Raw genomic sequence first — 26,291 nt, 5'->3', positions numbered from 1 at the left:
ATAATTTAAGGCATCGCTTAATTCAATAATCTAATTTATAAATTCATTTTTTACCCAAAATTATGGCTGAGCCCGCATTAAATCTTACAACTAGAGATTCCGAAATAACTCTTTCTATAAGTTCGGAAAAAGAAAAAAATCTTTTAGAAAAACTGCGTGGTACGCACACCGAAGAATTGGTAATAGGGTTATGTGGATTTATAGGAACAAATATTGATATTGTTTCTAAAACAATCTCTAAAGTTCTGAGAGAACAGTACAATTATGAGGTTGTTGAAATAAAACTTAGTGAGCTAATTAAAAAATTTGGTGAACCTAATTTAGATGCATTGGATAATAAATACGATCGATATCGGAAACTTATTGACGAGGGAAATAGATTGAGAAGTGTCCATAATGAAAGTATACTTGCTGAGCTTGCTATAAATGAAATCTCTGTAAACCGCGAGTTATCTAAAGCGGATGATCTTAACTTTAGTAGTAAAAGAGTTTGTTTTCTAATCAATTCAATAAAACATAAAGATGAATTAGAATTATTTAAATTAATTTATTCTGATTTGTTCTATTCATTTGGTCTTTTTTCATCTTACGATGAAAGAAAGAAAAGATTAATACATTCTGGTATTGAAGAAGAAAATGTCATAAGTCTTATGAATCAAGATATAGGCGAAAAAATTAAAAATGGTCAGCATGTTTATGATACTTTTGTATTATCTGACTTTTTCTTACGTTTTGATTCAGATTCTACAGCAAACCTTGAAGAGAAGTTAAAGAGATATTTCAATTTAATTTTCCAATCCGATATTGTTACTCCTTCGAGTGATGAACTAGCTATGTATGCTGCTAATTCAGCTTCAGGTAATTCTGCTTGTTTGTCTCGCCAAGTTGGCGCTTCTATTACGGACGAAAAAGGGAATATATTGTCATTAGGTTGGAACGATGTTCCAAAATTTGGTGGAGGAGTTTATAATTTTGACGTAAATGACTATCTGAGTTCTAAAGACCATCGTTGTATTCATAAAGAAGGTGGAAAATGTTTCAATGATGAAGAAAAGGATCTAATTACAATATCATTAGTTAAAACTCTTATGTCAGAAAACCTAATAACTGAGGAGAATAAAGTTAAGGCAATTAAAGTTATTAAGGATTCGAAAATTAAACAACTAATTGAGTTTTCTAGGGCTGTACATGCCGAAATGTCTGCAATAATAAATGCAGGTATTACTGGCGGTAATAAAATAATCGGTGGTAAATTATATTGCACAACTTACCCTTGTCACAACTGCGCTAGGCATATTGTAGCTGCTGGTATTAAAGAGGTTTATTACATAGAACCTTACCGTAAAAGTCTGGCAATAAAATTGCATGATGACTCTATTACAGAAAACGAAACTGAAACTGGAAAGTTAAGATTATTAATGTTTGAGGGCGTTTCCCCAAAAAGATATTTGGATTTCTTTAAAATGACTTCTCAAAGAAAAGATAGTAAGGGTAAAAAAATAGATGTTCACAAGGATAAGATTTTCCCAAAAAAAACATTATCATTGCAGTCAATTCCAAAATTAGAAAAAGAAGTTACTGAGAATTTAATTAGTAGGAAAATCATTTAGTTAATGAGTTCAAAAAAAATAGATATTCAAATACAGTTAGAATTTAGCTTTGAATCGAACATCGAATCAATTGTTCATCAATTACATGAAAATAAAGTTGAATTTTCTAGAAATGAAGATCAAGAAAAGATAATTTTAAAAGAAGCTAAAATCGTACAGTTGGATTATCGCAAAGAAATTTACAGAAGAATTCTTTTACGTTAAGTGTTTAAAAGGAAAATGCAAATTTCACTACTTCTTCTTCAAAGAATCTTTCAGGTAACCAAAAATTCCCTTGTCGTCGAGACCTTCCATGTCGCTGAGTTCCAGCTCCAGCGCCTTTGTGCTTACCTGTATCTCAAGCAGAGAAATAAACAAGGAGCCCGCAAAAAGCACTACTGAAATTGCAAAAGTTATATTGGCGGGTGTTTCGTTATTGGCATTTATAAAATACATTGACACTAGTGCAAGAAGAAAACTCAGCACCCCCATAAATTGCATGGCTTTAATTAGTTTTAAACGGTAACGCAGACTTTTTATTTGTGCGTGTAAAACAGGATTCGGTTCTCCGGTCTTGGTTCTGTCGTGAAGATTTCGCACAACGGCAGCCAAAGCAAGAAAACGATTTGTATAAGCCAGCATAATTAAGCTGATAGCTGGAAAGAGCAGAGCAGGAGTGTTTATAGAAATAGTCATGACTCCCGAAAGTTTAAAAGGGCCGTGAGTTCTTTAAAATTACTAAAGGTTATGGCTCCGGCTTCTTGGAGTTCTTTTTCGGTATGTTTTGTTGCCAGTCCGTATACTTTAAATCCTCCAGCCACAGCAGCTTGCACGCCTGTCGGGCTATCCTCAATAACAATACAGTCTTCCACACTGAAATCCATTTCTTTGGCAGCATGGAGAAAAATATCCGGTTCCGGTTTAAATTTCCCGATGTCATAACAACTAAAAATAGCGTTGTGAAACTTATCAGCAAGGCCAGCTAGCTGAAGATTCAAGAATATTTTATCCCGGGGTCCACTGGATGCCACGCAGAAAGGCACACGCAGAGCATTGATAAAACCAATAACACCTTTTACAGGTTTAAGTTCCCGTTTAAAATAGTCGAAACTTAGGCGACGGTAGCGTTCTTCGTAATCGCCAGGTAAAGGATATTTGCAGCCAGCTCTGATGGTATCGAAACAATATTGGTAGCTTTTTCCATGAAATAATCGCATTGTTTCAGAAAGGCCTAGCTTGAATCCATAGGGTCTTGCGAGTAACAATAAAGCTTTGATCGCAAGTTTCTCGCTGTCTACCAACACCCCGTCGCAGTCGAATATGATACTTCTTACCGTCATAAAAAATCTTGTCTGCAAGGACTAAAGACATCGAGAAGAATTCCAGTTTCTAAACAAACGCAACCGTGAAGTTTATTGGAGGGAACAAAACAACTTTCACCCTTGCGAAGAATTTGTTTTGCCCCGTCGATGGTGTATTCAAAAACTCCCGATTCTACGTAACTCATCTGAACATGAGGATGCTGATGTAAAACTCCAATAGCACCCGAGTCAAATTTGACTTTTACAAGCATTACGTTTTCATCATAACTCACTATCTGGCGCTTAACGCCATTTCCCAGCTCTGTCCAGGTTTGGTTAGTTAAATGAAAAGCCTCCATTAAATTTCTACTGGTTTCATTTTAGGAACAAGTACATGCATGATCAGCCATGCGAGAAGATATGCCAGGCCGCATACGATGAACATAATATAATAAGCTACTTCAATTTTACCAAGAGATTCAAAGTAAACGAACAGACGTTTTTGAACCAATAAAGTAAGTGCGATTCCGCCCAATGCACCAAACATTCCACCGATGCCGGTTACGGAAGCCGTTGCTCTTTTAGGAAACATGTCGCTTACGGTAGTGAAAATATTTGCGCTCCATGCCTGGTGGGCCGCTGTTGCTAAACCGATAACCATTACAGCGAGCCACATGTTAAGTGAACCTAATAATTGTGCAGAAATAATTGGTATAACTAAAAAAGCGTACACCAGCATAGATCTCTTGCGCGCCTTAAATGCCGGAACTCCCCTGTTAATTAAAAACATGGGCAACCACCCGCCACCAATACTTCCAAAGCTGGACATGATGTATACCATAGCTACGGGAAAAGAAACTTCTGTACCTTTTAAACCGTATTGATTTTGTAAAAAGTCGGGTAGCCAGAATAAATAGAACCACCAAATAGGATCAGTTAAAAATTTACCAAGAACAAAGGCCCATGTCTGTTTAAACGTTAATAGTTTAGCCCAGGTAATACGTGGTGCGCTCTCGTTTGTAGCGGTATCATTTTGTTCATCCACATCGCTGTGAATATAATCAAACTCTTCTTTTTTAAGGCGCGCTTGTTTGGCGGGAATTTCATAGAGTAAAAACCAAAAGATGAGCCAGATAAATCCCATTGAACCTGTTATGATAAATGCCCATTGCCAACCCCAGCGTTCAGCAATTACGGGAACTGAAAGAGGTGCTATAATGGCTCCAATGTTAGCTCCAGAATTAAAAATGCCAGTAGCGAAGGCGCGTTCTTTTTTTGGAAACCATTCTGCTACTGTTTTTATGGCTGCTGGAAAATTTCCGGACTCCATCACTCCAAGGCCAAAGCGCGCGAAGCCAAAGCCCAGGGTGCTTTTTGCCAGGGCATGACAAACAGCAGCAACGCTCCATAAGAATGTAAATAGTCCATACCCTATTTTTGTTCCGAGTTTATCTATAAGTCTTCCCGCTATAACCATTCCAAATGCGTAGGAAATTTTAAATACAATTTCAAGATTGGCGTAGTTCTCAATAGCTTCAATACCGCTCCAGTTAAAATAGACGGTTAGATCTGATTTTAAGAGAGCGATTACTACGCGGTCGAGATAATTTATAGTGGTAGCAAAGAATAGCAGAGAACAAATTGTCCAGCGATACGTGCCCATTTTTTGATTCAGTGTACTTGTACTCATTTTTATTTTTTTAGAGAGGCTACAAGACTTAGCGCTTCTTTGGTAAGTGTTTCAATTTTAGTATAATTTTTTTGTTCCAATAATTCTTTGGTAATGAGTTTACTTCCCATGCCTACCGCGCTAACACCAGATTTAAACCAGCCGCCAATACTTTCTGAAGTTAAATCAACTCCGCCGGTTGGCATAAAGTAAATATCCGGGAAGATATCTTTGATAGAAGACATAAATGCCGGACCCAGAATGTTTCCTGGAAAAAGTTTAATGAATTTCACTCCTGCATTTTCTGCCGCAATAATCTCAGAACTAGTCATGCAGCCTGGAATCCAGAGAATGTTGTTTTTTCCTGCAATGTCTCCTACCTCTGCAATGTAACCGGGACTTACTAAATAATCTGCTCCAGCTTCAATAAACTGTGCGGCCGACTCTTTATTTTTAATCGTTCCGATTCCTAATTGCAAATCTTTCATTTCTGATTTTTTTACGGCCAGTAATTTTTTGAAGTTCCCTAAGGCTTCTGGTCCACGATTTGTATATTCTACACTTCTGATGCCGGCGCTATAAAGCGCTTTCAGAACATGAATACTTACTTCTTCACCAGGGTGAAAAAAAAGTGGCAACATGGCTTGTTTTAAAATCAGGTCTAAAGATGTTTGTTGTTTGCTCATTTTTTATCTTTTAATTCCGTGTTCCTTTTTACGTCCGCGGTTATTTTGGCCGGTGATTGATTGGTTGCATCGCTGGTTTCGTACATTTTTCCTACCGCCGCTGCTGCTGAGAAATTTACAATTTTAGAAGGGGTGTTGTTTTTATAAAATCCGTAAATAAGTCCGGACATAAAGCAATCGCCGCTTCCAATTTTATCTTTTATTTCGGTAGCATTTATTTCATCTGCAACATACAATTTATTTTCAGTGTAAAGAGTGGCATAATAATTTATGGCGCTGCCTTTTCTGTCGAAGCGAAAAGTATTGGCCACTGTTTTTACTTTTGGAAAACGCTTAATAATTTCTTCGGAAGTGTACAGAGCATGTTCAAGGTAAGCCTTTTTACTGTTTTTTCTAAGAATTTTAAGATCTACAGAAATGCCTAATAACTTTTCGGCGGCCCAAATATTTCCCATGATCAGATCGCAATAGGATGCTAGTTGCGGCATTATATCCACTGGATTTTTTCCATACTTCCAAAGCTTGGCGCGAAAATTCAGATCCATAGAAATGGTAATCTTTTTTTTGGAAGCTGCTTCTAAAGCTTCGAGGCAAAGTGCGGTGACATTTAAATTAAGTGCGGGATTAATTGCGCTGAAATGAAACCAGGTAACATCTTTTAGTGTTTTATTCCAGTCAATCATGCCTGGCTTTAATTGCGAAAATGAAGAATGGGCTCTGTCATAGATCACCCCCGAATTTTTAAGATCACTCCCTTGCGGTAAAAAATAGATACCAATTCTTTCTCCCGATAAATTTACAGAAGAGGCATCGATATTTTTTTTCTTTAAGTAGTTTATAAGCTCATGACTTAAGGCGTGATCTGGAAGGGCTGTGAAATATTTACTTGGAATTTTCCATTTTGCCAAAGCAGTAGCAACATTTAGTTCTGCACCGCCCACATAAGTGGGTATAGTATTATCGTTAATCCATTCTCCATTTATTCTTGGTGACATGCGCAGGAGCAACTCGCCAAAGCAGAGAACAGTTTTATGAATTATTTTTTTTTCAGGTGCCATTATTTAAGATCGGTTACGGCCAGAGCATCCATATCACTGTACACTTGATTTTCACCGGCCATTGCCCATATGAAAGCATAATTAGAAGTTCCACTTCCAAAGTGTACCGACCAGGGTGGAGAAATAACCGCCTGATGATTTTTCATAAGTAAATGTCTTGTCTCTGTTGGTTCGCCCATGTAGTGGAACAAACGTTGTTGTTCTGGTAGATCGAAATAAAAATAAACTTCTGTTCTGCGTGTATGCGTATGTGGAGGAACCGAATTCCAAACACTTCCATTTTCAAGAACGGTTAAACCCATTACCAATTGACAGCTGCGAATGCCTTCCAGGTGAATGTATTTGTAGATGGTTCTTTTGTTAGATGTAGATCCATCACCAAGATTTACCGGCGAGGCACTTTCTTTGTGCATTACGGTATTAGGATAGATAAAATGTGCCGGTGTTGACATCAAAAAAAAGCTGGCAGGATTTTTAGGATCTTTGCTTTTGAAAGAAACTTTTTTTGTGCCTTTGCCAAGGTATAAACAACTTAATTTTTCAAGATCGTGTTTAATTCCATCTGCTTCAACGCTACCGCTACCACCCACATTAATGATTCCGAGTTCACGACGTTCTAAAAAATAGTCAGAACGCAATTCCGGATCATTTTGTAGCACAAGTGTTTTGTGTACAGGTTTTGCCCCACCTATAATTACGCGGTCATAATGCGAATACATATAGTTGATCTCGTCGTTAACTATACATTTTTCAACGAGAAATGCATTACGTAATTCTTCGGTATTCATCCTGCTTACTTCTTTAGGATGGTGTTCAAATCTGATTTCCATAGTGTGTTTATGTTTGTTCTAAACTTTAATTCTTTTTTTTATTACCACTAGTCAAGCGTCCCGTTTTTTAACGGGCCTGCGTCGCTGTTATCTTCCCATCCAACCGCCGTCAACGGTAAGTATGGTGCCATTTATATAATTTGAAGAGCGTGACGCGAGAAATACGGCAGGACCTTTAAAATCTTCCGCTTCTCCCCATCGGCCTGCAGGTATTCTTTCCAAAATTGATTTGCTGCGCTCTGCATCGTTGCGAAGTGCTTCTGTGTTGTCTGTAGCAATATATCCTGGAGCGATTCCGTTAACATTAATTCCTTTTGATGCCCATTCGTTTGCAAGTGCTTTCACAAGACTGGCTACAGCGCCTTTGCTTGCAGCGTATCCGGGAACATTTATTCCGCCCTGAAAACTCAGTAAAGAACACGTGAAAATTATTTTTCCACTTTTTTGTTCGATCATTTTTTTTCCGATCTCTCTTGCCAGAATAAATTGTGAATCAAGATTTATCGCAAGAACTTTATCCCAATATTCATCCGGGTGCTCAGCTGCCGGTTTGCGCATAATGGTACCCGCATTGTTACAAAGAATATCTATTGTTTTATTTTCTTTCTGAACTTTATCAATGAAAGCATAAAGACTGCTGCGATCTGTAAAATCTGCCTGGTAAGCTTTAAAATTGCGACCCAACGCGCGCACTTCTTTTTCAATGGCGCTGCCTTCTAATTCTATGGAGGAAGATACCACGAGAATATCTGCTCCAGCTTCAGCCAGGCCCAGCGCCATGCCTTTTCCAATACCTTTGTTACCCCCTGTTATTAAAGCGGTTTTGCCTTTTAGGTCAAAAATGTTTAGACTCATTGGTTATTTAAAGTTTTTACGTTCGTTAGTGATTTCCAGCCGAAATAATTTTGTGCATTATGGAAACAGATGTCTTTTATTATTTTACCGGTCCACTCCATATCATTTGGCAACTCGCCGTTTTCGATTTCTTCTCCAAATAAATTACACAGCAATCTTCTGAAATATTCGTGACGTGGATAGGAAAGAAAACTTCGGGAGTCGGTAAGCATTCCGATAAATTTACTTACTAAGCCCATGTTGGAAAGGGCGTTTATTTGTTTGGTCATTCCGTCTTTTTGATCGAGAAACCACCATGCCGAGCCCCATTGCACTTTACCGGCCATCGATCCGTCGTTAAAGTTACCGATCATGGTAGCCATAACTTCATTGTCAGCGGGATTAAGATTGTAGATGATGGTCTTGGTAAGTTTGTTTTCGGCATCTAATCGTCCTAAAAATTTCGCTAATGATTTTGCCTGCTGAAAGTCTCCGATAGAATCCCAACCCGTGTCGGGGCCCAGGCTTTTAATCATGCGTAAATTATTGTTGCGAATGGCGCCAAGATGGTATTGTTGTGTCCAGCCTTTTTCAAAATCCCATTCAGCAAATAAAACGAGCATGGCCGATTTAAATTTGCGTTTATCTTCGAGGCTAACTTCGGTTCCTAAAAGTATTTCAGAAAATATTTTTTCGATTTCTATAGTCGTATAATTTTCGGCATAGATTTCTTCTAAACCATGGTCAGAAACGGTGCAGCCAATCTCTGCAAAAAAGTCGTGACGACTTTTAAGTGCCTTTACATAATCGCTGAAGTTGGATACGGAAACATTAGAGGTCTTTTCTACTTTTTTTACATAGGCATTAAATACTTCAATGTTGTCTACATTCATTGCATTATCTGGTCTGAATGCCGGCAGAATCGGAATTTCAAAGCTTTCTTTTTTCAATTTTGCATGATCAGCCAGATTATCTATGGGATCGTCGGTTGTGCAAATTAATGCAACATTCATCTTACGAAGTAAATTTCTTACGCTGTAATCTGAAGTCTGAAGTTTTGCAGTACATTCATCATAAATGTCCTGCGCTGTTTCGTTATTTAATGAATAGTGAATGTTAAAGTAGCGTTGAAGTTCAAGATGGGTCCAATGATAAAGTGGATTTCTCAAAGTATACGGAACCGTTTTAGCCCATTGTTTAAATTTGTCAAGATCGCTTTTATCGCCGGTGATATAACTCTCGTCGACACCATTCGTGCGCATAGCCCTCCATTTATAGTGATCGCCGGCTAACCAGATCTTTGTAAGATTTTCAAAATTATGATCTTCTGCTATTAACGCTTGTGAGAGATGGCAGTGGTAGTCAATGATGGGTAAATCTTTTGCATAGTAATGATATAAGTTCTGAGCCGTTGAACTTTGTAGTAAAAAATTATCGTCTAAAAATTTTTTCATTGCTTAAGTACTTTTGTGGTTTTAATTAGTTTAAAGAGAAACCCCTCTCTTCCAGGGAATAAAATCATCTTGTCCGTTTTTCACCGAGAGAACTTCTTGTTCTCCGCTGGCTACACGTATTACAAAATCGAGAATGCGTTCACCCGCTTCCTCAATAGTTTCTTCACCATCAATAATAGTCCCGGCGTTAATATCAATGATATCTGGCATTTTTTTGTATAGAGCAGTGTTACTCGACAGTTTTACAACCGGGGCAATTGGATTTCCGGTTGGGGTACCGAGACCTGTTGTGAATAATACAATTGTAGCACCCGATCCTACTTCGGCAGTGGTCGATTCTACGTCATTTCCGGGGGTACATAATAAATTCAGACCGTGATTTTTTATTTGTTCAGGGTAATCCAGCACGTCCGCAACTGGCGATGTTCCGCCTTTTTTTGCTGCACCCGCAGATTTAATAGCATCTGTAATCAAACCATCTTTAATATTTCCCGGTGATGGATTCATGTAGAATCCGCTCCCGGCATCTTCTGCACGTTGGTTATATGTTTTCATGAGGTGCATAAATTTTTTTGCCATGTCAACATTTGTGCAGCGGTCACTTAGTTCCTGTTCAACACCGCAGAGCTCCGGAAACTCAGAGAGAATAACACTTCCGCCGGCTGCGATCAAAAGGTCGGATGTGTACCCGATTGCAGGATTAGCTGAGATTCCAGAGAACCCATCTGATCCGCCACATTCAAGTCCTATAACAAGTTTGCTTATGGGTGCTGGTTTCCTTTTGTTTTCGTTGGCTGCTATAAGAGCCCCGAAAGTTTCACGAATACCTTTTGAAATAAGATCTGTTTCTTTTCCTATTTTTTGTTGTTCAAGAACAATTAAAGGTTTGTCGAAATTTGCTGAGCGTTTTTTAATTTCTTCCTGTAAAATGCTTACCTGTGCATTTTGGCAACCAAGACTAAGGATAGTTGCACCGGCAACATTTGGATGGGTGATGTATCCGGCAAGCAATCCGCAAAGGGTTTGTGAATCCTGACGAATACCGCCGCAGCCGCCTTCGTGCGTGAGAAACTTTACGCCATCAATATTTTCAAATAATTTTGTTTGTGCAGCGGTTAACGACGAAGTAAAGTCTGTTTGAAGAATTTCTTCAACACTTTTTCCTGCTTTATATAAGTTAATAAGATTCTCGGTGAATTTTTTGTATTTCTTTGGCCGCGCGTATCCAAGTTCATCCAATAAAGCTTCACGCATAACTTCTACATTTCTGTTTTCGCAAAACACCAGGGGGATAATCAACCAATAATTGGAGATCCCAACACTGCCGTCGGAACGGTGATATCCATTAAAAGTCCTTTCATTAAATTTAGTTGTTTCCGGAACATTCCAACCCAGTCTTCGTTCTCCTAAATCGTAGCTACTAGATGCGTGATGTAAATTTTCGGTCGAGATGCGTACGCCAACTTGTAAATCTTCTTTAGCTTTTCCAACTAAAACACCATACATTATAACAGGTTCGTGAATTTTTACCGGCTCCGAGATAAATTTATGTTTCGCAGGAATATCTTCCAGCAGGATGTATTCTTTTCCATCCAGCTGGATAGTGCTTCCTTTGGCAAGATCCTGCAAAGCTACTATCACGTTATCTTTTGGATGTACTTTTAAAACGCTGCGTTTCATGTTTTTTATTTTAGTGACAGTATTTAGTTGTCTCGTTTAAATTAAGGCGTGGTTAATGCGTGCGCAAGCAGCGTATCGGTATTTTTTTCACTTAAAGAATCCATTGCTCTTAGCACACTTTCTTCAAAGTCTGGAAAATTTGTCAGATCCATATCCCAAAGTGTTTCATCTTTTAAGATGGCTTTAACGACTTTTGAGGGGTCCTCTAGCTGCCAGTGTTTATGAAGTATTGAAGCTTTGTCGTCTGTTATTAAAAATTCTTTGCCTCGAATAGTCGCGATAAATTTGCCTTCATCATTTTTTCGCGACCTCATAAATAAAATGTAAGCTGCAAAGCCGAGTGTAATGTTTTTTGGGGCAGTCTTAGAGAATTTGTAATGATTCTCTATAACCTTAATACAGCGTGAGACTAGTTTTAACGTATACTGCGCCGAAATATTCAGCCATTCGTGTGCAATGAAAGGATTAGCGAAACGGTCAATCACTTTTGAAGCAAATTCTTTCGCTTCTTCTAATGTAATTTCAGTTCCAACAATGGCTGGAATTATCTCTTGCTCTATAAGTCCTGAAATATAATTACGGAAAAATTTATTTTCCATAGCTTGCTTAACTGTCGTAAAACCTAATTGCAGAGCTAATGCGCAGCTAAATGTATGAGACGCGTTTAAAAGTCTTAATTTGATTTCTTTGTACTTATAAATGTTGTCGCAAATAATGGCATTACTTTGTTTTGTAACGAAGGATAATGTTTTTTTAGTGCGCTCATTTGTGGTTTCAATGGCCCATAAATAATAAGGCTCAGCCATTATCATCAATTTGTCTGAATACCCTAATTGTTTTTCAACTGCCCTGTGTTCTGTTACGGGAAGTGCTCCGGGAACAATCCGGTCTACAAGGGTATTGCAGAAATCGTTAGCCGTTTGCAACCAGTGGATAAAATCACTTTCGTAGTGATTGAGCTCGGCTAGTTGAATGCAAATTGTGCGAAGTTGTTTACCGTTTTCTGAAATTAGTTCTGTTGGTAGAATTACCAGGCCACTTGAGGCATTTCCTTTAAAAACTTTGAAACGCTCGTAAAGAAAGACAACTAATTTACCTGGATAAGATTCTGGCGGCGAAGCGAATAGAAGTCCTTCACGAACTAATTTTATGCCTGTTTCGGTAGTGTTTGAAATAATCACCTGCAGATCTTTATCGGCAGCGTAGGTCATAATTTTTTTCCAGTCTTCTTTGGCAGAAAGCACACGGCTAATGGATGCGTTGATTATCTTTTCATCCTTCTGAACACCCTTATCTAAACCGCGAACACATAGGGTGTATAAACCTCCCTGCTTATCAAAATCGTCGGTACCGCCTTTGCCGGTTGATTTAACTACTACTATACGCCCATTGAAAATACCGTTACGGTTTGCTTCATCAATCAAATGATCAGGCAGGCCACGCAGTAGAACTCCTGTTCCAAATTGCAGAACTTTTTCAGGCAGAGAAAAAAGTTTTTCGTTTGGAATTTTAAGGTCCTTATTAGGAACTATTTTGCTTATATGTTGTTTCGAAAGAATCATTTTACTAGTCTATTAGTGGATTCCACCTTTTTCCAAAAACCCAGTAGGGGTCAATTTTTTTTGGATCAGGCGAACCGGCTGCTGTTTGAATGTTATCTGAAAACCATTTATAGTCGCCACCTTCTTTGTGACAGTTATAAAAATAAACGCGGTGTCCCCAACGGATTACATTTTTTGTGGCAACACGGTAGATCGTAGTGTCTTTCATGTTCGCCGCGAACTTACAGTTCAGTAAGTAAAATTGTGCATCGCGGTGATAACGCCCCAAAACAAATTTATCGTAGCCTTCAAAGGAGCAATTGTTTAAAACTGTTTTTGAGTCTTCGGTATGTGATCCGTCGTGCCATATCGCTGCATCGCCGCGTGTAGCTATAAATTTGCAGTTATCCGCGTAAGCCCAGCCTCTCGGACAATAGAAATCAACGCCACCTTCCATGGTGCAATCCTTAAAATAAAACAGTCCGTATTTTACATTCCAGGGGCTCATTGTATCACCTGCATAGGATCTGAACACACAATTAACTGCCTTGAAACGCGTAGCTTTCATCGTTCTAACGGTCATCTGGTGACCGAAACGGTTTATCTTTTTTGAATGATCCGAAAAAGTATCGGTGGGGCAATAAATAACTTTGTCAGCTTTCCAGTCGAAACCGTAACTATTAATGAAAGTCATGTTTTTAAAAGTGACATCATTGCCATCAATGTTAACCGTCGCAACTCCCCAGTCTCCAGGGTGCTCGCATTTCCACTCGTCACGCGCAATAGCGTAGGTAACAATTGTATTTTCTTTGTCTTCCCCTTCTAAAATAATATTGTGCTTCTCAATATAAATTTTTTCGTTGTAGGTTCCTTTTTTAATAAAAATAGTTCTTGGGGTTGCTGAAGAATCGCTTAAGCTTGCAATGGCAGCCTGAATACTCTTAAAGTCAGCAGGACCAGTTTGAGATACAATGATTTTTTTTGACTGCGCAAAGCAAGTTGCAATGCTAAGAAAAGCAATGCAAACAAAAACGGATATTTTAGTTGGTACCGGCATTATTTTTTTTGTAGTTGTTTTATAGCCCAGTTTACAAGATCTTCAGCGGCTTTATAATTTTCGTATTCATTGGCTGAAATTTTACGGTCATCTATATATTCGTTGTATAACCAGGGGTCTCCAATTGCAAATACTGTTCCTTTTCCAACCCTGGAAACAGCGATCACTCCGTCATTTCCTTTTGAGAGCACCAGTTTTGCGGGCGATTTTACTTCAACAGGAGCAACTTCCTTTGCATAAATCTTTTTTACGTGCGGAAAAATTTCGTTGTTTGGAGATATCATTACTGCACCCTTTTCATATTCTTTTCCGTTGAGCATGTTAATAGGCTGATCTTTGTAATGAATTCCAAATTTCGCGGCCAGCTTGTTAATGCCGGGTAATTCTGTATGACCTGTGTCGTTAGCGAATAATAAAAGAACGCCACCATTTTTAACCCAATCGTAGATATCCTTTATGTTTTTATCCGTTATAAAATTAGGGTTAGCACTTTCTTTTTTATTATCCGGATCGACAATTATGTAGATGTTGCTTTTAGCAAGAAGAGCAGGAGCAGGTTGTTCTTTCGATTGAAGTGTTTTTACACCATATTTATTAAAAACATGCGCGAAGAATGAAAATCCGTTTAGTTCTTCTTCATTCCAAACGTAATGATGGTCGAAGGTAAAACCCGAAGAATCTGTTTTTGTTTCTTTATTGAAATAATTATCGAGGAGAACGGTTTTACCTTTTCCCAACGCCACTGTGGAGGCCATTTCCATCTCATTAGCTGCTAATAAAAATGACCCAACACCTTTAGGATCATTTGTTACAACAGGCTCGCTCAAATAGTATTCATAACTCCCACTTCTATATTTTCTGCCTCCCAGGCCTGCAACGCTGCAAGTTCCTTTTAAATTAATTTTTCCTTCAGAACGCTTTTCAATAAATTCTTTCTTAATACCTTCATATGCTTTATTCGCAGCTTTTAAATACGATTCATTCAGATAGCCTTTTCTAACCCCTTTAGCGAAGGCGTAAGTGAACATGCAAGATGCAGAAGACTCAAAATAATTTCCTTTACCTGTTGGTTTATCGATTACCTGGTACCAGAGTCCGGTTGCAGGGTCCTGAACTTTTTCAACTGCGGTGCATACACGATTAAGAATGGAAATAAGGGAATCTCTTTTTGGGTGGGTCTCCGGAAAATTATCAAGCACATCTACTAAGGCCATGGCATACCAGCCAATAGCTCTCGCCCAAAAATTAGGTGAGCAGCCGGTGGTTTCATCCGCCCATTTCATTCCTTTAGATTCGTCCCAGCCATGGTATAACAAACCTGTTTTAGAATTGCGCGCATGTTTCTCCATCAGGATGAATTGCGCGGCAATATCATCAAAAGCTTTAGGTTCGTTAAAAGCCGCTGCATATTCAGCGTAAAATGGCTCTGCCATATAAAGTCCGTCGAGCCACATTTGGTGTGGATAAATATTTTTATGCCAGAATCCACCTTCAGAAGTGCGCGGATGGGTTCTTAATTGATTTCTTAAAATTTGCGCGGCTTTGAGGTATTTATAGTGATTGGTGACGTGATAAAGTAAAATCAGAGAGCGACCATTTTTTACATTGTCAATATTGTATTCATTTTCTTTCAGACGACGGATAGTTCCATCTTCTTTCACGAAAAAATCCATAGCTTTTTTTATGTAATCAAAATAGCGTGCATCAGCAGTATTTTTCCATAGTACTTCGAATCCTTCCAATGCAACACCTTGTTCGTATGACCACGGCGCGGGCTGTCCATCCATTTTTACTTTCATAGAATCTTTCCAGAGTTCCATAATGGTGGCAGCCATCTGTTGTGACAAAGGTTTTTCCTGTGCATTCCCTTTTAAGAAAATAACAGCTATTAAAAGTATGAGGGCGTTTTTTTTGATCATAAACAAAAGGGGTTCTACTTTATTTCAAGAACTTTTTCTGAAACATTCTCTAAAAATTTTGTTTGTGTTTTAGCTTTTGCCAGCGCTGAGTTGGTTACTTTTAGATTTTTTGTTTTGGCACCACTGATTTCAAAAATCAAATCAGATCCATCTTTAAAGCGACTTTTTTCAAAAGAAATATTACTTGCATTATTGATCTTTACCACGGGATTAGTTTCCACCGGGATAACATACACATTTTTTAAAGTAATAGCAGCCGCTTCCGTAATTTCAATGCCTTTATTCGCCTGTATGGTAATGTTTTCAAGGTGAATATCAGTGATGTTCATCTCGGGCAGACCACGTATAAAAATTGCTTTTTCTGCGCCATCACAAACCACGTTTTCTATATGGAAATTTTTGAAAACCGGAGTTGCTTCGGTTACAGGAAAGGTTTCAATTTTAATATCAGCTCTTGATTCGCCTGCTAAAACAACCGGGTCTTTCGCCATGTAATACATATCGAATAAAATAGCTTCCGCAATAATATCTTTCATGTTAATGTTGCGAACAAAGATATTTTCTACAACGCCACCTCTTCCGCGGGTTGTTTTAAAACGAAGACCTATGTCGGTTCCAATAAAAGTGCAGTTCTCCACAAAAATATTTCTGGCACCCCCACTCATTTCGCTGCCAATAACAAATCCTCCATGCGCATGATACACCACGCAATTACGTGCTATTAAATTTTGTGTTGGCATGGCTCTTTTTCTTCCCTCTTCGTCACGGCCTGATTTAATGCAAATACCATCGTCGCCAACATCAAAACTTGAATTTTCAATAAGCACGTTGGAGCAGCTCTCCACGTCAATACCATCGCCGTTTTGGGCATACCAGGGATTTTTTACTGTAACACCTCTTACTGTGAGATTTTCGCACATTAACGGATGCAAGCACCAGGCTGCTGAACTTTCAAAAGTCAAACCTTCTATCAAAACTTTTTTGCAGGAAGTAAGAACAACTAAATTCGGACGAAAAAAATCTTTGTAATTTTTATAGTCATCAAGTGTTTTTCCATTCGTTAAAACGCCCGGTTTGTCAAGTTTTGAAGCTTGTAAAAACTGTTCAGAGGGATACCATTGTTTTCCGTTTTCAGAAAGGACTCCACCTGAAGAAATCAATTTTTGCCACTGTGTTTCTGTGAGCTTATCTTTTTTTACTGCTCTCCAGGCATCCCCATTTCCATTGATGATTCCTTTTCCGGTGATGGCGATATTTTGAAGATTTGTACCTGAAACCGGAGATTGGTTGCGTACCGCTGGAAGGCCTTCCCAGTTGGTAGCTACCAGTGCATACTGACTTTTATCTTTTGTAAAAAGCAGGAAAGCATTTTCCTGCAAATGCAGGTTAACATTGCTTTTTAATTCGATGGGACCACTTAACCACTGTCCTGAAGGAATAACAACTACACCACCACCTTTTGCATGACACGCGTTAATAGCGTCGTTAATGCTTTTTGTATTCAGCGTGATGCCATCGGGAACGGCGCCGTAATTTTTTATATTAAATGAATCTTTTTTAAAAGTAGGTTCAGTTACGACAGGAAGTTTCCAATCTGCTTTTGTTTGAGCAAACGAAAGACAATGAATTGCTGCGAAAAATAATATCAGTTTTTGTCTCATAAATTTAGTGAGTGATTACTCATTTTTAATGTCTCAACAACACAAGTTTACTGTGTTTTTTCATACGTAGAGCGGTATTTAACAGGAAAACTTACGCAAACGTTGCCGGTAACCTTTGCATTTTCGAGGACGGGATTAAAAGTTGGAATATGGGTCGGAATGCCAGTATTTTCAGGTGATTCCAGCGCAACCGTTTGCGTGAATATTGTCGGCTGGAAATTATTATTTCCATAAAAAAGATTGCACATTTGAAAAAATGAGAATGTAACGCAATTTATGTTCTTGGAAATTTGAAAGGAGCAGTTTTGAAGAAGCGACAAACTACATGATTTGAAAAAGAGATTTTTTTGTGTTATAGAAAGATATTCTGATGCTATAAAAGAATTCAAAGATTTTAAATCTTGTACCTGGTCATTTAAGAATGACGACAAGCAAAATAGTACGGTAACTTAAGTATAATTATTAAAAACTACACACATGCAAAACGAAAGACTTAAACAACTAGAAGCTGAGATTGAAAGCTTAAGGCATCAGGTAAAAACTCATCCAATTTACAATGAAATAAAATCTCTCGAAGATCTTACAATATTTATGGAACAACATGTATTTGCCGTGTGGGATTTCATGTCTGTTTTAAAGGTTCTGCAACAAAAACTTACTTCAATTCATGTTCCCTGGATTCCGAGAGGGAATGCAAAAACGAGGTATATGATCAATAAAATAGTGTTGGAAGAAGAAAGTGGAATTGATCATGAAGGAAATCGTAGCAGTCATTTTGAAATTTACCTGAAGGCTATGGAACAAGTGGGTTGTGATATGCGGCCTGTTCTTTCGTTACTCAATAAATTAAAAAGTGGCGAATCCTTCAGCAACTCATTAGCTACAAGTAATATTCGCGGTTCAGCACGCCGGTTTATTAAAAATACAATTGAAACCTCTATTTCTGGCGACAAGGTGCACGTGCAGGCTGCAGTGTTCACTTTCGGCCGCAGAGATTTACTTCCTGATATGTTCATCAATTTTATCCAGGAGCTGGATCATCAGAATCCTGAGCGTGTAAGTATTTTCAAATACTACATAGATCTGCACATTAAAGATAAAGACGATGATCTTTCGAAGGTTGCTCATGAGATGACGCGTGAACTTTGCGGAGACGACGAAATGAAATGGACAGAGGCCACCTACGCGATAAATCGTTCGCTGCTGGGGAGAATAGAATTATGGGATTCTATTCTTGAAAGAATTAAACAACCTGTTCACCTTTAATAGTAGAAAGCAATCAAATTCATTTAAAAGATATGGAAAAAGCACACAATTTTATTATAGACTTCGACAGCACATTTGTGAAAGTTGAGGCATTCGATGAGTTATGTAAATTGTGCTACACCAATGAAAATGAAAGATCGGTGATTCTCGATCAGGTTAAAGCTATAACAGACAAAGGAATGAGGGGTGAACTCTCTATCAATGAATCACTAGAATCGCGCTTACTTTTATTAAATGCTCACAAAAAACATCTTAAGCCACTTATTGAGATTTTACGCGGAATGGTATCTGCATCCTTCAGTGCTAACAAAGAGTTTTTAAAATTAAATGCCGACAAAGTTTTTATTGTATCTAATGGCTTCTGTGAATTTATTTTGCCGGTAGTGTTGGAGTATGGTATTAAGGCAGAAAATGTTTTTGCCAATTCTTTTATTTTCGATGAGTATGAAAATATTATCGGTTTTGATCACAGTAATCTCCTTGCTTCCCCACAAGGTAAAGTAAAGTTAGTTTCTCAGCTCAACCTGAGTGGTGAAATTATCGTGATTGGTGATGGATATACGGACTATGAGGTTCGTGAAGCCGGGATTGCATCTGTTTTTTACGCCTTTGTAGAAAATGTGCGCCGCGATAATGTAGTGAGCAAAGCGGATCATGTTGCGGCAACTTTCGATCAGATCATTTCCGATTACGAAAAAAAATTAAATCAAGTTAACCAAATAACTAATCTATTAAAGAAATCAGCATGAATTATTATAATGAAGATTCCATTGTTTTTATCAATGGAGAATTTAAAAATGTGAAAGAGACAAATTGCAATTTATATGCACAAAGTCTGCACTATGGATATGCCGTTTTTGAGGGTATTAGAGCCTACATGACGCCAAAGGGTACTGTTATATTTAAAGGATTGGAACATTTCGAACGCTTGAAGCGCTCGTGTGATCTCATTTATCTTCCGCTTGCATACACTGCGCAGGAACTGGAAAAAGCAACCTACAAATTACTGGAATTAAATAACCTGAAGGAAGCCTATATTCGTCCACTGGCTTATGCACAGGAACCTAACATGTCGTTAACTGCGCCGTTAAAGGCAGATCTTTTAATCGCAGCATGGGACTGGCCCAAATATTTAGGCGACAGAACATTGCGCCTTATGATTTCTTCTTATCAAAGACCAAATCCATTTGCTGTACCTATTGAATCAAAGTGTGCAGGACAGTATGCAAATTCTATTATTGCAAGCACAGAAGCAAAATTAAAAGGCTATGATGAAGCGCTACTTTTAGATGCACAGGGAAATATTGCCGAAGGACCGGGAGCTAATTTCTTCATGGAAAAAAACGGTATACTTTATACACCGCCAAAAGGAAATATTTTAAGTGGAATTACGCGGAGTACAATTATTGAGCTGGCAGAAAAAAGGGGCATCACTGTAAAAGTCGGACACATTCGCCCGGAAAGTTTAGTAGGAGCAGATGGTGCCTTTTACACGGGAACAGCATCAGAAGTTGTGGGTATTCAATCGGTAAATGATAGTATTTTCGCTAAGAAATTCAGCGATACAATCGGTGCAATGTTAGCAGACGATTACACAAAACTTGTAAAAGGTGTAGCCTCAGAAATGGTTGCTGCCTGAATAAGAATAAAAAAAAAGAGAAGTAGAAGTGCTATTTCTCTTTTTCAATTTTTACTGCGTAGATCTCTTCTTTCCCTTCAAAGTTTGCGCGGAAAATAATCCATTTCTCGTCTGGTGAAAAATGAACATTGGGTTCAAGTTTGTAATTGTGATTTTTCATGTTTACTAACTTTTCAGAGGTGAAATGATCTCCTTCGGGAATAAAAAGATAAATCCACTGACCATCTTTTGCCTTGGCTACCTGCCCCGGATCTCCACCATCTCCGCAGAAGGTTAAATTATCTTTTGAACTATTAAAATGAATACTCCATTCGTCTCTTTTTAACGCGAATTTTTTTTCTCTACCGCTTGCAACGTCACGTCCAGCTACAAAAAATGTTTCACCTTTAGGCATTTGTAAATCAAACCAAATAGTTTTGCCGTCGGCGCTAAACCATTCGTGTCCGGCAATTTCATTTTCCATGGTGCGCGTGTGCACTTTTGTTACTTCTTTAGATACAACATCTATTGTCCATATCCGATCAACTTTGTGCCACGGACCTTCGTGACAAAACATTAATAAGTTTGGATTCGTTGTGGAAAACTGAACGTGGTTTAACCAGGCAGAATCTGTCCATATTTTATTGAGTTGAGCTGTTTTTGTATTTAGCGTAAATAAAGTTCGAGGGAGATGCGCTTCAAAAACGATATTAAAAAAATCGTGTTTCTCAGGATACTTCTTGAAAAGTTCTTTTTCTTTGTCTGTTCCCCAGGCACCGCCCAGCAAGGTTCCATCAGAATTTACGGAGGTTATATTTCCTTTAAAATCGTTCGGGAAAACATAAAGCAGCCTTTCTTTTTTCGTGTTTACATCTGTAGCGAAAACGCTGTCGTTTATTTGATAGAAAATTTCATGTGTAGAGGCAGATAAAATTTCACCAGCCATAGCACTTCCATTATGCGTAAGCTGTTCAATTTTTAAAGTAGCGAGATCAAGAAGGTAAAGTTGTTTGTTTTTTACATTCAGGTTGTAAATTTCCTGTGATTTGTTTTTTAGTTCGCCTGGATAATTTTCTTTTTGTCTTTCGTTGCTTCCGTAAAACACCATTTTATTTCCAACAAAAGGATTGTTGTGAAAGTAAAAACTCAGGTTTATCCCTTCTCGTCTGGAGATGCATACAACTTTGTGTTTGGTGTCTTTGTCGATCCACTCATCAGGCATTTCTTTACCACCTGTTTCCATTTCCTGTTGAGAATAAATGGTGTTGCATAAGCTTAGAAAAAAGATGAGAATGAATGCGCTGTTTTTTTTCATTTTTCAGAGAGATAAAATAATGACATTAAAAAAATAGCCTGCCTTTTAACAGTGGCAGGCTAGTATGTTTTAGACTGTTTTTTTCGATGAAACAGATAAATTTAGTATCCAGGATTTTGTGTATATAATCCAGGAAGCGTAGTTAATTCTGACAGGGGAATGGGATAAATAATATAGTTCGGTTGAAAAGGACTAATGCGATGTTGTACATCATCAGCTGCAATCCATGCAGGCATTATAGTTGTTACTAAACCGCTTCTTACAAGATCATGCCATCTCAACCCTTCCGCAGCAAACTCTTTTCTTCTTTCTTCCATTAAACTTGCCATAGTTACGCCTGATACGGGCGTTAAACCAGCCCGGGCGCGCACCAGATTTACAGCTGCGTCAACGTCTCCCTGGGAGCCTGTTGCGCCGTGTAAAATACATTCTGCTTTCATGAGCAGCACGTCCGTATAACGCATCACTATATAATTGATTGGCCAATCTGCTGCATCTTTTCCATATTTTGTAACGTCTACATATTTTGTGTAAAACGGACGCGATTCAGTTACGCCATTTGAAACATACGAATTCGTAATGGTAGCGGCTCTTCTAATGTCACCCGGTTCTGCAGCAAAAGAATTTAGAAAGTTTTGCGAAACCGGACGGATGAAAAGTGCACCCTGGGTTGGTAGACCAAAAGATTGAAAGTAACCGTCTGGAGTCAGCAGCCATACAAAGTTAGCTCCTACGCCAATACCGCCGCTTAAGTACTGTATGTCGAAGACAACTTCAGTTGAGTTTTCATTACTATAAGAAAATATGCTTGTAAAGGTTGCAACTGCAGAGTACTTATTGCTTGCTATTATCTCTCCAAGAAGTGTATTTGCTGTTTGCCAGTCGTTAGTGCCAAGACCCGGCCCTTCGATCCCGTATGTTGGACCTGAACGCGTCATATAAACAAGGGCAAGAATTCCTTTGGCGGCATTGAGAGTAGCACGCCCTTTATCCGTTTGATTTAATGGTAAATTTGATTTTGCAAATTCAAGATCGGCGATAATAAATTTGTAAATATCTGCAACCGGACTTCTGCCAATTGTTTCGGCATCTTTAGCAGTGAGCACTTTATCTACGAGAGGAACTTTGCCAAACCATCTTACAAGATCAAAATAGTAGAAAGCACGTAAAAATTTAGCCTCTGCTTCATATTGCGTGCGCAAGGCAGGATTTGAGATAATTGATCCGTTAGTTTCCATTTGACTAAGGAATTCATTAACACGGTAGATTCCGTTGAAATCTGTTTTGTACGCTTCTACAATGTATGGGTTGTTGTTAAGTGTAGAAGCAAAGCCGTTAATGCCTTCCCAATCTCTCACTCCGCCGTCAGAAGCAGCATATAAATTATCCGAACGTGTTTCAGATAAATTGAGCATTCTGTTTGGGAAAGTTCTTAGGTCATTATATATTGCTGTTAAGGCTTGCGTGAAATCACTTTGCGTTTTATAAAAAGTGATTGTTGTAGAGTTGGAAATTGGTATTTGGTTCAGATCCTTTTTACAGGAAGAGATCACAAATAACGCGATTACCAGTAGTCCGGGGAAATATCTTTTAGAAGTTGTTTTCATTTTTTTTAAGATTAAAAGGTGATATTCAAACCGAAAATTAGTGATTTGGCTAGGGGAAGTCCACCATAGTCTCCTGCATTAGGGAAAACAGCACTTCCACTTAAGTCTGTATTAGAAGCTTCCGGATTAAATCCGCCTTTGTATTTATTCCAGGAGAAATAATTTTCAAGAGAAACGTAAAATCTGGCAGCCTGGATTTTTTCGCTTTTTATCACTTTTTTCAGATCATAACCAAGAACAATGCTACGGATGCTTAAATAATCTGAAGAGTACAACCAATCAGTATTTACGATACGTCCAAATGTGGAATAGTATTTTGTTCCTTCATTTTCGGCAAGTGTATTATCTTGTGAGCCTTGACCCGTGCGGTTTATAGCTCTTCCAAAAAGAGAATACACACTACCACCTTGCTGACCCTGAACAAGAACAGAAAGATCAAATCCTTTGTATTTTACCGTGTTGGTGAGTCCGAAGATGTAATTAGGGTTGGGGTGACCTACAACTACGCGGTCATTGGCGTCGATTTTATTGTCACCATTAGCATCTACATATTTAGGATCTCCAACAGTTTGTGTTCCGTAAACCGGTGCATGATCTGCAATATCCTGCGCAGTAAGATAACCATCTTGCTGTACAACATAGATACTGTTCATCTGATCTCCCACCTGTAACACTGTATTGGAAATATCAAAAGAGGAAGGAAGCTCAATTTTAGTTTGACCTTTACCAAGTGCAATCACTTCATTTTTGTTATGTGTTAAATTGGCAGATGTTTTCCAGCTGAAGGATTTTCTCACAACATTGTTGCTGGTTAGTTCTAATTCCCATCCTTTGTTCAATACTTCACCTACATTGGATAAAGAAGTTACAAAGCCTGTAGATTGTAGTACGGGTACGTTCAATAAAAGGTCAGTACTTCTTTTAGTGTAATAGTCTGCAGAAAAAGTAATCCTGTTCTTAAAAAATCCCATATCAACACCATAGTTAAATGTCTCTGTTTTTTCCCAGCTTAAATCAGGATTAGCAAGAATGTTTGGCGCTTGTCCGGTAGCCAAAGCTCCATTGTAAGTGTAGTTTGAGAAACCAAGTGTTGATATGCTTGAATAATCGCCAATGTTATAGTTTCCTGATCTACCCCAACTTGCGCGAAGTTTTAAATCGTTCATTATTTTCGTCGTTTTTGCCATGAATTTTTCGCTTGAAATTCTCCAGGCGGCAGAGGCAGAAGGGAAATAACCCCACTTGTTATTAGCACCAAAACGAGACGACCCATCGCGTCTTAAGCTTGCAGATAAAAGGTATTTACCTGCGTAATCGTATTGCACCCTTCCGAAGTAGGAGATTAATACATTTTTACTTTCGCTGGTGTTTGTACTTGCAGGTCCAGTAATACCTGTAGCTGCATTAAGTGTGGTGATAGAGCTGTTTGCATAGCCGCCCGTTGAAGCGATGTTTACGTTATCAATTTTACCTGTGGTATAGGCGTGACCCGCAAGAACAGAAAGGTTGTGTACTTCTTTGAATTTTTTCGAATAGCCTAGTGTATTTTCATTTACAAAAGTTTGGTTGCGGTAAGCCGAGTAGGTGCCTGAGGTATTAACACCTGGTTGACCTTGTCTTGACGCAAGCGTACCTACAAGCGTGTAAGGTATAAATGTTTTTCTTGTATTGTCAGCATTGTCAAGATTCACCGTGGTGCGCGCCACAAGCCCCGGAAGCACTTCATAATTGAGGTAAGTGGTTGCAAGTGTTCTGAATAATTTATTTTCTCCTACCTGAGTAGTTAATTTATCTACAGAGCTATTAAGTGAGTTAGACCAGATATAACCAGCGTTATCATAAGTGTTAACGTGCAAGCCAGAACTGGCTTCTTGTATAGGAGAAAAAGATACTGCCTGGTGAAGGATACCATCTTTACCTTCAACACCCGGATCATTTCTTATGGAAAAGGTAGGCGCAAGATTAATACCAAATTTGAATTTTTTATTAGGCGTTACTTCCACGTTAGCTCTTGCTGAATAATTTGTAAAATCCATACCTTTTACAAAACCATCCTGACTACCTACGTTTCCGGATATATAATAGCGCATGTAATCAGTAGCGCCGCTTGCTGACAATTGATAATTCTGCATGAAACCAGTACGGAAAATTTCATCCTGCCAGTTTATTTCCTGCAGACCAGGGCGACCCGGTTGCGCCCAGCGGTCGTCGAGCATATAAGTTGGATTAATACCCCCTGCAGGTAAGTTTAATATTTGTCTTCTTTGTTCTGTTGTTTGAGAAGCAGTTCTTCCGGTACCAGAAGCTACCCATTGAGCGTTGATCATCTCTGTTGCTCTGTTAATCCACTGATCGCCATCCATCATCTTTACGCGTTTACTTGCTTGCGAAAAGCCGCTGGTAACGTTAAAGTTAAGTTGTGGTTTTCCTGATTTTCCTTTTTTGGTAGTTATGATAACAACACCGTTTGCAGCGCGTGATCCATAAATGGCTGCTGCCGAAGCATCCTTTAAAACCTGAATAGATTCGATGTCGTTGGGATTAATATTATCGAGCGGATTTGTTGCAAAGCTGCCACTGGCTCCGGGAGCCGACTGACTTAAAGGAAAACCATCTAACACGTATAAAGGTTCGTTGCCTCCGGAAATAGATCCTGCACCCCGTACCTGAATACTCATGGCTTTACCCGGGGCTCCGGAAGTTTGTTTTACCTGCACGCCGGCCATTTGTCCTACCAATGCCTGATCTACCCTTGCCACGGGCCTTTCTTCGAGGTTGTCGGCTTTAAATGTCGCAATAGCGCCGCTTATCGATGAGGCCTTTTGAGTACCATATCCCACAATAACAACATCGTCGAGAAGTTCTGCATCTTCCTCCAAAGTTAAATTCGCAGAAGAAAGTGTTCCTAGTTTTACTTCCTTATCGCGAAATCCTACGGCAGATAGTTGAAGTGTAACATTTGCAGTATCGGCCACAACAAGAGAGAAGTTGCCATTTGCATCGGTTAATGTTCCGTTACTGGTTCCTTTTTCCTTTACAACAACACCGGCAAGGGTGTCTTTTGCAGAACCAATAATCTTGCCCGTTATAGTCCGCGTTTGAGCAAACGCTGCTATGGACAGTAATGTAAGGCACCATGTTAGTAGTTTTTTTTTCATGTGTGTTTGTTTAATTGTGGTTAACAATAGTTTCTATTTATTCAAAAA

The 26,291-nt window shown here is 38.7% G+C and carries 23 protein-coding genes; 5 read left to right on the top strand and 18 right to left on the bottom strand.

Annotated elements, in window-relative coordinates; genetic code table 11:
* Positions 1 to 62: 62 nt before the first annotated feature.
* Positions 63 to 1,610, top strand: a complete 1,548-nt coding sequence (locus CNR22_06185) for a deoxycytidylate deaminase (protein ID PBQ31367.1) — start codon at positions 63 to 65, stop codon at positions 1,608 to 1,610.
* Between the two features lie 3 nt (positions 1,611 to 1,613).
* Positions 1,614 to 1,814 carry a hypothetical protein gene (locus CNR22_06180; protein ID PBQ31366.1) on the top strand — a complete coding sequence of 67 codons (201 nt, stop codon included), beginning with the start codon at positions 1,614 to 1,616 and terminating at the stop codon, positions 1,812 to 1,814.
* A 27-nt stretch (positions 1,815 to 1,841) separates the two neighbouring features.
* Here the strand turns inward: CNR22_06180 and CNR22_06175 are convergent, their stop codons facing one another.
* From CNR22_06175 to CNR22_06105, 15 genes are all read right to left on the bottom strand, one after another.
* Positions 1,842 to 2,285 carry an II family cellulose-binding protein gene (locus tag CNR22_06175; protein PBQ31365.1) on the bottom strand — a complete coding sequence of 148 codons (444 nt, stop codon included), beginning with the start codon at positions 2,283 to 2,285 and terminating at the stop codon, positions 1,842 to 1,844.
* Positions 2,282 to 2,929, bottom strand: coding sequence for a haloacid dehalogenase (locus CNR22_06170; GenBank protein ID PBQ31364.1), 648 nt, complete (start codon positions 2,927 to 2,929; stop codon positions 2,282 to 2,284). Before CNR22_06170 ends, CNR22_06175 begins: the two co-directional genes overlap by 4 nt.
* Positions 2,926 to 3,249, bottom strand: coding sequence for a cupin (locus CNR22_06165; protein ID PBQ31363.1), 324 nt, complete (start codon positions 3,247 to 3,249; stop codon positions 2,926 to 2,928). The genes CNR22_06170 and CNR22_06165 overlap by 4 nt, the downstream gene beginning before the upstream one ends.
* On the bottom strand, positions 3,249 to 4,580 hold the full coding sequence (locus tag CNR22_06160) for an MFS transporter (protein PBQ31362.1): 1,332 nt from the start codon (positions 4,578 to 4,580) through the stop codon (positions 3,249 to 3,251). Before CNR22_06160 ends, CNR22_06165 begins: the two co-directional genes overlap by 1 nt.
* Positions 4,581 to 4,582: 2 nt before the next feature.
* Positions 4,583 to 5,245, bottom strand: coding sequence for a bifunctional 4-hydroxy-2-oxoglutarate aldolase/2-dehydro-3-deoxy-phosphogluconate aldolase (locus CNR22_06155; GenBank protein PBQ31361.1), 663 nt, complete (start codon positions 5,243 to 5,245; stop codon positions 4,583 to 4,585).
* Positions 5,242 to 6,303, bottom strand: a complete 1,062-nt coding sequence (locus CNR22_06150) for a carbohydrate kinase (protein PBQ31360.1) — start codon at positions 6,301 to 6,303, stop codon at positions 5,242 to 5,244. Before CNR22_06150 ends, CNR22_06155 begins: the two co-directional genes overlap by 4 nt.
* Positions 6,303 to 7,133, bottom strand: coding sequence for a 5-dehydro-4-deoxy-D-glucuronate isomerase (locus CNR22_06145; GenBank protein PBQ31359.1), 831 nt, complete (start codon positions 7,131 to 7,133; stop codon positions 6,303 to 6,305). The genes CNR22_06150 and CNR22_06145 overlap by 1 nt, the downstream gene beginning before the upstream one ends.
* A gap of 87 nt (positions 7,134 to 7,220) precedes the next feature.
* Entirely contained in the window at positions 7,221 to 7,976 is a 756-nt protein-coding gene (locus CNR22_06140; GenBank protein ID PBQ34839.1) for a 2-deoxy-D-gluconate 3-dehydrogenase, read from the bottom strand.
* An 8-nt stretch (positions 7,977 to 7,984) separates the two neighbouring features.
* Positions 7,985 to 9,421: a glucuronate isomerase gene (locus CNR22_06135; GenBank protein ID PBQ31358.1), complete on the bottom strand. Its 1,437-nt coding sequence runs from the start codon at positions 9,419 to 9,421 to the stop codon at positions 7,985 to 7,987.
* Between the two features lie 30 nt (positions 9,422 to 9,451).
* The gene (locus CNR22_06130) at positions 9,452 to 11,101 is read right to left on the bottom strand and encodes an altronate hydrolase (GenBank protein ID PBQ31357.1); all 1,650 of its coding nucleotides are present in this window, start codon (positions 11,099 to 11,101) and stop codon (positions 9,452 to 9,454) included.
* A 41-nt stretch (positions 11,102 to 11,142) separates the two neighbouring features.
* Positions 11,143 to 12,663, bottom strand: a complete 1,521-nt coding sequence (locus tag CNR22_06125; GenBank protein PBQ31356.1) for an altronate oxidoreductase — start codon at positions 12,661 to 12,663, stop codon at positions 11,143 to 11,145.
* A 4-nt stretch (positions 12,664 to 12,667) separates the two neighbouring features.
* A complete protein-coding gene (locus CNR22_06120; protein PBQ31355.1) occupies positions 12,668 to 13,699 on the bottom strand; it encodes a pectinesterase in 1,032 nt (343 codons plus the stop codon).
* The gene (locus tag CNR22_06115) at positions 13,699 to 15,618 is read right to left on the bottom strand and encodes a glucuronyl hydrolase (GenBank protein PBQ31354.1); all 1,920 of its coding nucleotides are present in this window, start codon (positions 15,616 to 15,618) and stop codon (positions 13,699 to 13,701) included. Before CNR22_06115 ends, CNR22_06120 begins: the two co-directional genes overlap by 1 nt.
* A 14-nt stretch (positions 15,619 to 15,632) precedes the next feature.
* Positions 15,633 to 17,279, bottom strand: coding sequence for a glycoside hydrolase (locus tag CNR22_06110; protein PBQ31353.1), 1,647 nt, complete (start codon positions 17,277 to 17,279; stop codon positions 15,633 to 15,635).
* 47 nt (positions 17,280 to 17,326) lie between these two features.
* Positions 17,327 to 17,527, bottom strand: a complete 201-nt coding sequence (locus tag CNR22_06105; protein ID PBQ31352.1) for a hypothetical protein — start codon at positions 17,525 to 17,527, stop codon at positions 17,327 to 17,329.
* A 229-nt stretch (positions 17,528 to 17,756) separates the two neighbouring features.
* On the opposite strand from CNR22_06105, the gene CNR22_06100 reads away from it, so the two are divergent.
* Genes CNR22_06100 through CNR22_06090 form a run of 3 tightly spaced genes read left to right on the top strand, consistent with a single transcriptional unit; the run spans position 17,757 to position 20,184 of the window.
* Positions 17,757 to 18,545: a heme oxygenase gene (locus CNR22_06100; protein PBQ31351.1), complete on the top strand. Its 789-nt coding sequence runs from the start codon at positions 17,757 to 17,759 to the stop codon at positions 18,543 to 18,545.
* A 32-nt stretch (positions 18,546 to 18,577) separates the two neighbouring features.
* Positions 18,578 to 19,294: a hypothetical protein gene (locus CNR22_06095; protein PBQ31350.1), complete on the top strand. Its 717-nt coding sequence runs from the start codon at positions 18,578 to 18,580 to the stop codon at positions 19,292 to 19,294.
* The gene (locus CNR22_06090) at positions 19,291 to 20,184 is read left to right on the top strand and encodes a branched-chain amino acid aminotransferase (GenBank protein ID PBQ31349.1); all 894 of its coding nucleotides are present in this window, start codon (positions 19,291 to 19,293) and stop codon (positions 20,182 to 20,184) included. The genes CNR22_06095 and CNR22_06090 overlap by 4 nt, the downstream gene beginning before the upstream one ends.
* A gap of 31 nt (positions 20,185 to 20,215) precedes the next feature.
* Here CNR22_06090 and CNR22_06085 read toward each other — a convergent pair whose 3' ends face one another.
* From CNR22_06085 to CNR22_06075, 3 genes are all read right to left on the bottom strand, one after another.
* Positions 20,216 to 21,478: a hypothetical protein gene (locus CNR22_06085; GenBank protein ID PBQ31348.1), complete on the bottom strand. Its 1,263-nt coding sequence runs from the start codon at positions 21,476 to 21,478 to the stop codon at positions 20,216 to 20,218.
* Positions 21,479 to 21,579: 101 nt separating this feature from the next.
* Positions 21,580 to 23,085, bottom strand: coding sequence for a RagB/SusD family nutrient uptake outer membrane protein (locus CNR22_06080; protein ID PBQ31347.1), 1,506 nt, complete (start codon positions 23,083 to 23,085; stop codon positions 21,580 to 21,582).
* An 11-nt stretch (positions 23,086 to 23,096) separates the two neighbouring features.
* Positions 23,097 to 26,243, bottom strand: a complete 3,147-nt coding sequence (locus CNR22_06075; GenBank protein ID PBQ34838.1) for a SusC/RagA family TonB-linked outer membrane protein — start codon at positions 26,241 to 26,243, stop codon at positions 23,097 to 23,099.
* Between the last annotated feature and the right edge of the window lie 48 nt (positions 26,244 to 26,291).

This window comes from Sphingobacteriaceae bacterium (assembly GCA_002319075.1).
Lineage (GTDB): Bacteria > Bacteroidota > Bacteroidia > B-17B0 > Aurantibacillaceae > Aurantibacillus.
Note: the sequence above shows the minus strand (reverse complement) of the source record. Positions and strands in the feature narration are given on the sequence as shown.

Bases quoted from the DNA above. Each gene is read 5' to 3' on its own strand.
- CNR22_06095 (PBQ31350.1), top strand. From the start codon at position 18,578: ATGGAAAAAGCACACAATTTTATTATAGACTTCGACAGCACATTTGTG.
- CNR22_06180 (PBQ31366.1), top strand. From the start codon at position 1,614: ATGAGTTCAAAAAAAATAGATATTCAAATACAGTTAGAATTTAGCTTT.
- CNR22_06165 (PBQ31363.1), bottom strand. From the start codon at position 3,249: ATGGAGGCTTTTCATTTAACTAACCAAACCTGGACAGAGCTGGGAAAT.
- CNR22_06155 (PBQ31361.1), bottom strand. From the start codon at position 5,245: ATGAGCAAACAACAAACATCTTTAGACCTGATTTTAAAACAAGCCATG.
- CNR22_06160 (PBQ31362.1), bottom strand. From the start codon at position 4,580: ATGAGTACAAGTACACTGAATCAAAAAATGGGCACGTATCGCTGGACA.
- CNR22_06135 (PBQ31358.1), bottom strand. From the start codon at position 9,421: ATGAAAAAATTTTTAGACGATAATTTTTTACTACAAAGTTCAACGGCT.
- CNR22_06115 (PBQ31354.1), bottom strand. From the start codon at position 15,618: ATGATCAAAAAAAACGCCCTCATACTTTTAATAGCTGTTATTTTCTTA.
- CNR22_06150 (PBQ31360.1), bottom strand. From the start codon at position 6,303: ATGGCACCTGAAAAAAAAATAATTCATAAAACTGTTCTCTGCTTTGGC.
- CNR22_06100 (PBQ31351.1), top strand. From the start codon at position 17,757: ATGCAAAACGAAAGACTTAAACAACTAGAAGCTGAGATTGAAAGCTTA.
- CNR22_06145 (PBQ31359.1), bottom strand. From the start codon at position 7,133: ATGGAAATCAGATTTGAACACCATCCTAAAGAAGTAAGCAGGATGAAT.
- CNR22_06110 (PBQ31353.1), bottom strand. From the start codon at position 17,279: ATGAGACAAAAACTGATATTATTTTTCGCAGCAATTCATTGTCTTTCG.
- CNR22_06175 (PBQ31365.1), bottom strand. From the start codon at position 2,285: ATGACTATTTCTATAAACACTCCTGCTCTGCTCTTTCCAGCTATCAGC.
- CNR22_06105 (PBQ31352.1), bottom strand. From the start codon at position 17,527: ATGTGCAATCTTTTTTATGGAAATAATAATTTCCAGCCGACAATATTC.
- CNR22_06080 (PBQ31347.1), bottom strand. From the start codon at position 23,085: ATGAAAACAACTTCTAAAAGATATTTCCCCGGACTACTGGTAATCGCG.
- CNR22_06090 (PBQ31349.1), top strand. From the start codon at position 19,291: ATGAATTATTATAATGAAGATTCCATTGTTTTTATCAATGGAGAATTT.
- CNR22_06130 (PBQ31357.1), bottom strand. From the start codon at position 11,101: ATGAAACGCAGCGTTTTAAAAGTACATCCAAAAGATAACGTGATAGTA.
- CNR22_06185 (PBQ31367.1), top strand. From the start codon at position 63: ATGGCTGAGCCCGCATTAAATCTTACAACTAGAGATTCCGAAATAACT.
- CNR22_06125 (PBQ31356.1), bottom strand. From the start codon at position 12,663: ATGATTCTTTCGAAACAACATATAAGCAAAATAGTTCCTAATAAGGAC.
- CNR22_06120 (PBQ31355.1), bottom strand. From the start codon at position 13,699: ATGCCGGTACCAACTAAAATATCCGTTTTTGTTTGCATTGCTTTTCTT.
- CNR22_06085 (PBQ31348.1), bottom strand. From the start codon at position 21,478: ATGAAAAAAAACAGCGCATTCATTCTCATCTTTTTTCTAAGCTTATGC.
- CNR22_06075 (PBQ34838.1), bottom strand. From the start codon at position 26,243: ATGAAAAAAAAACTACTAACATGGTGCCTTACATTACTGTCCATAGCA.
- CNR22_06170 (PBQ31364.1), bottom strand. From the start codon at position 2,929: ATGACGGTAAGAAGTATCATATTCGACTGCGACGGGGTGTTGGTAGAC.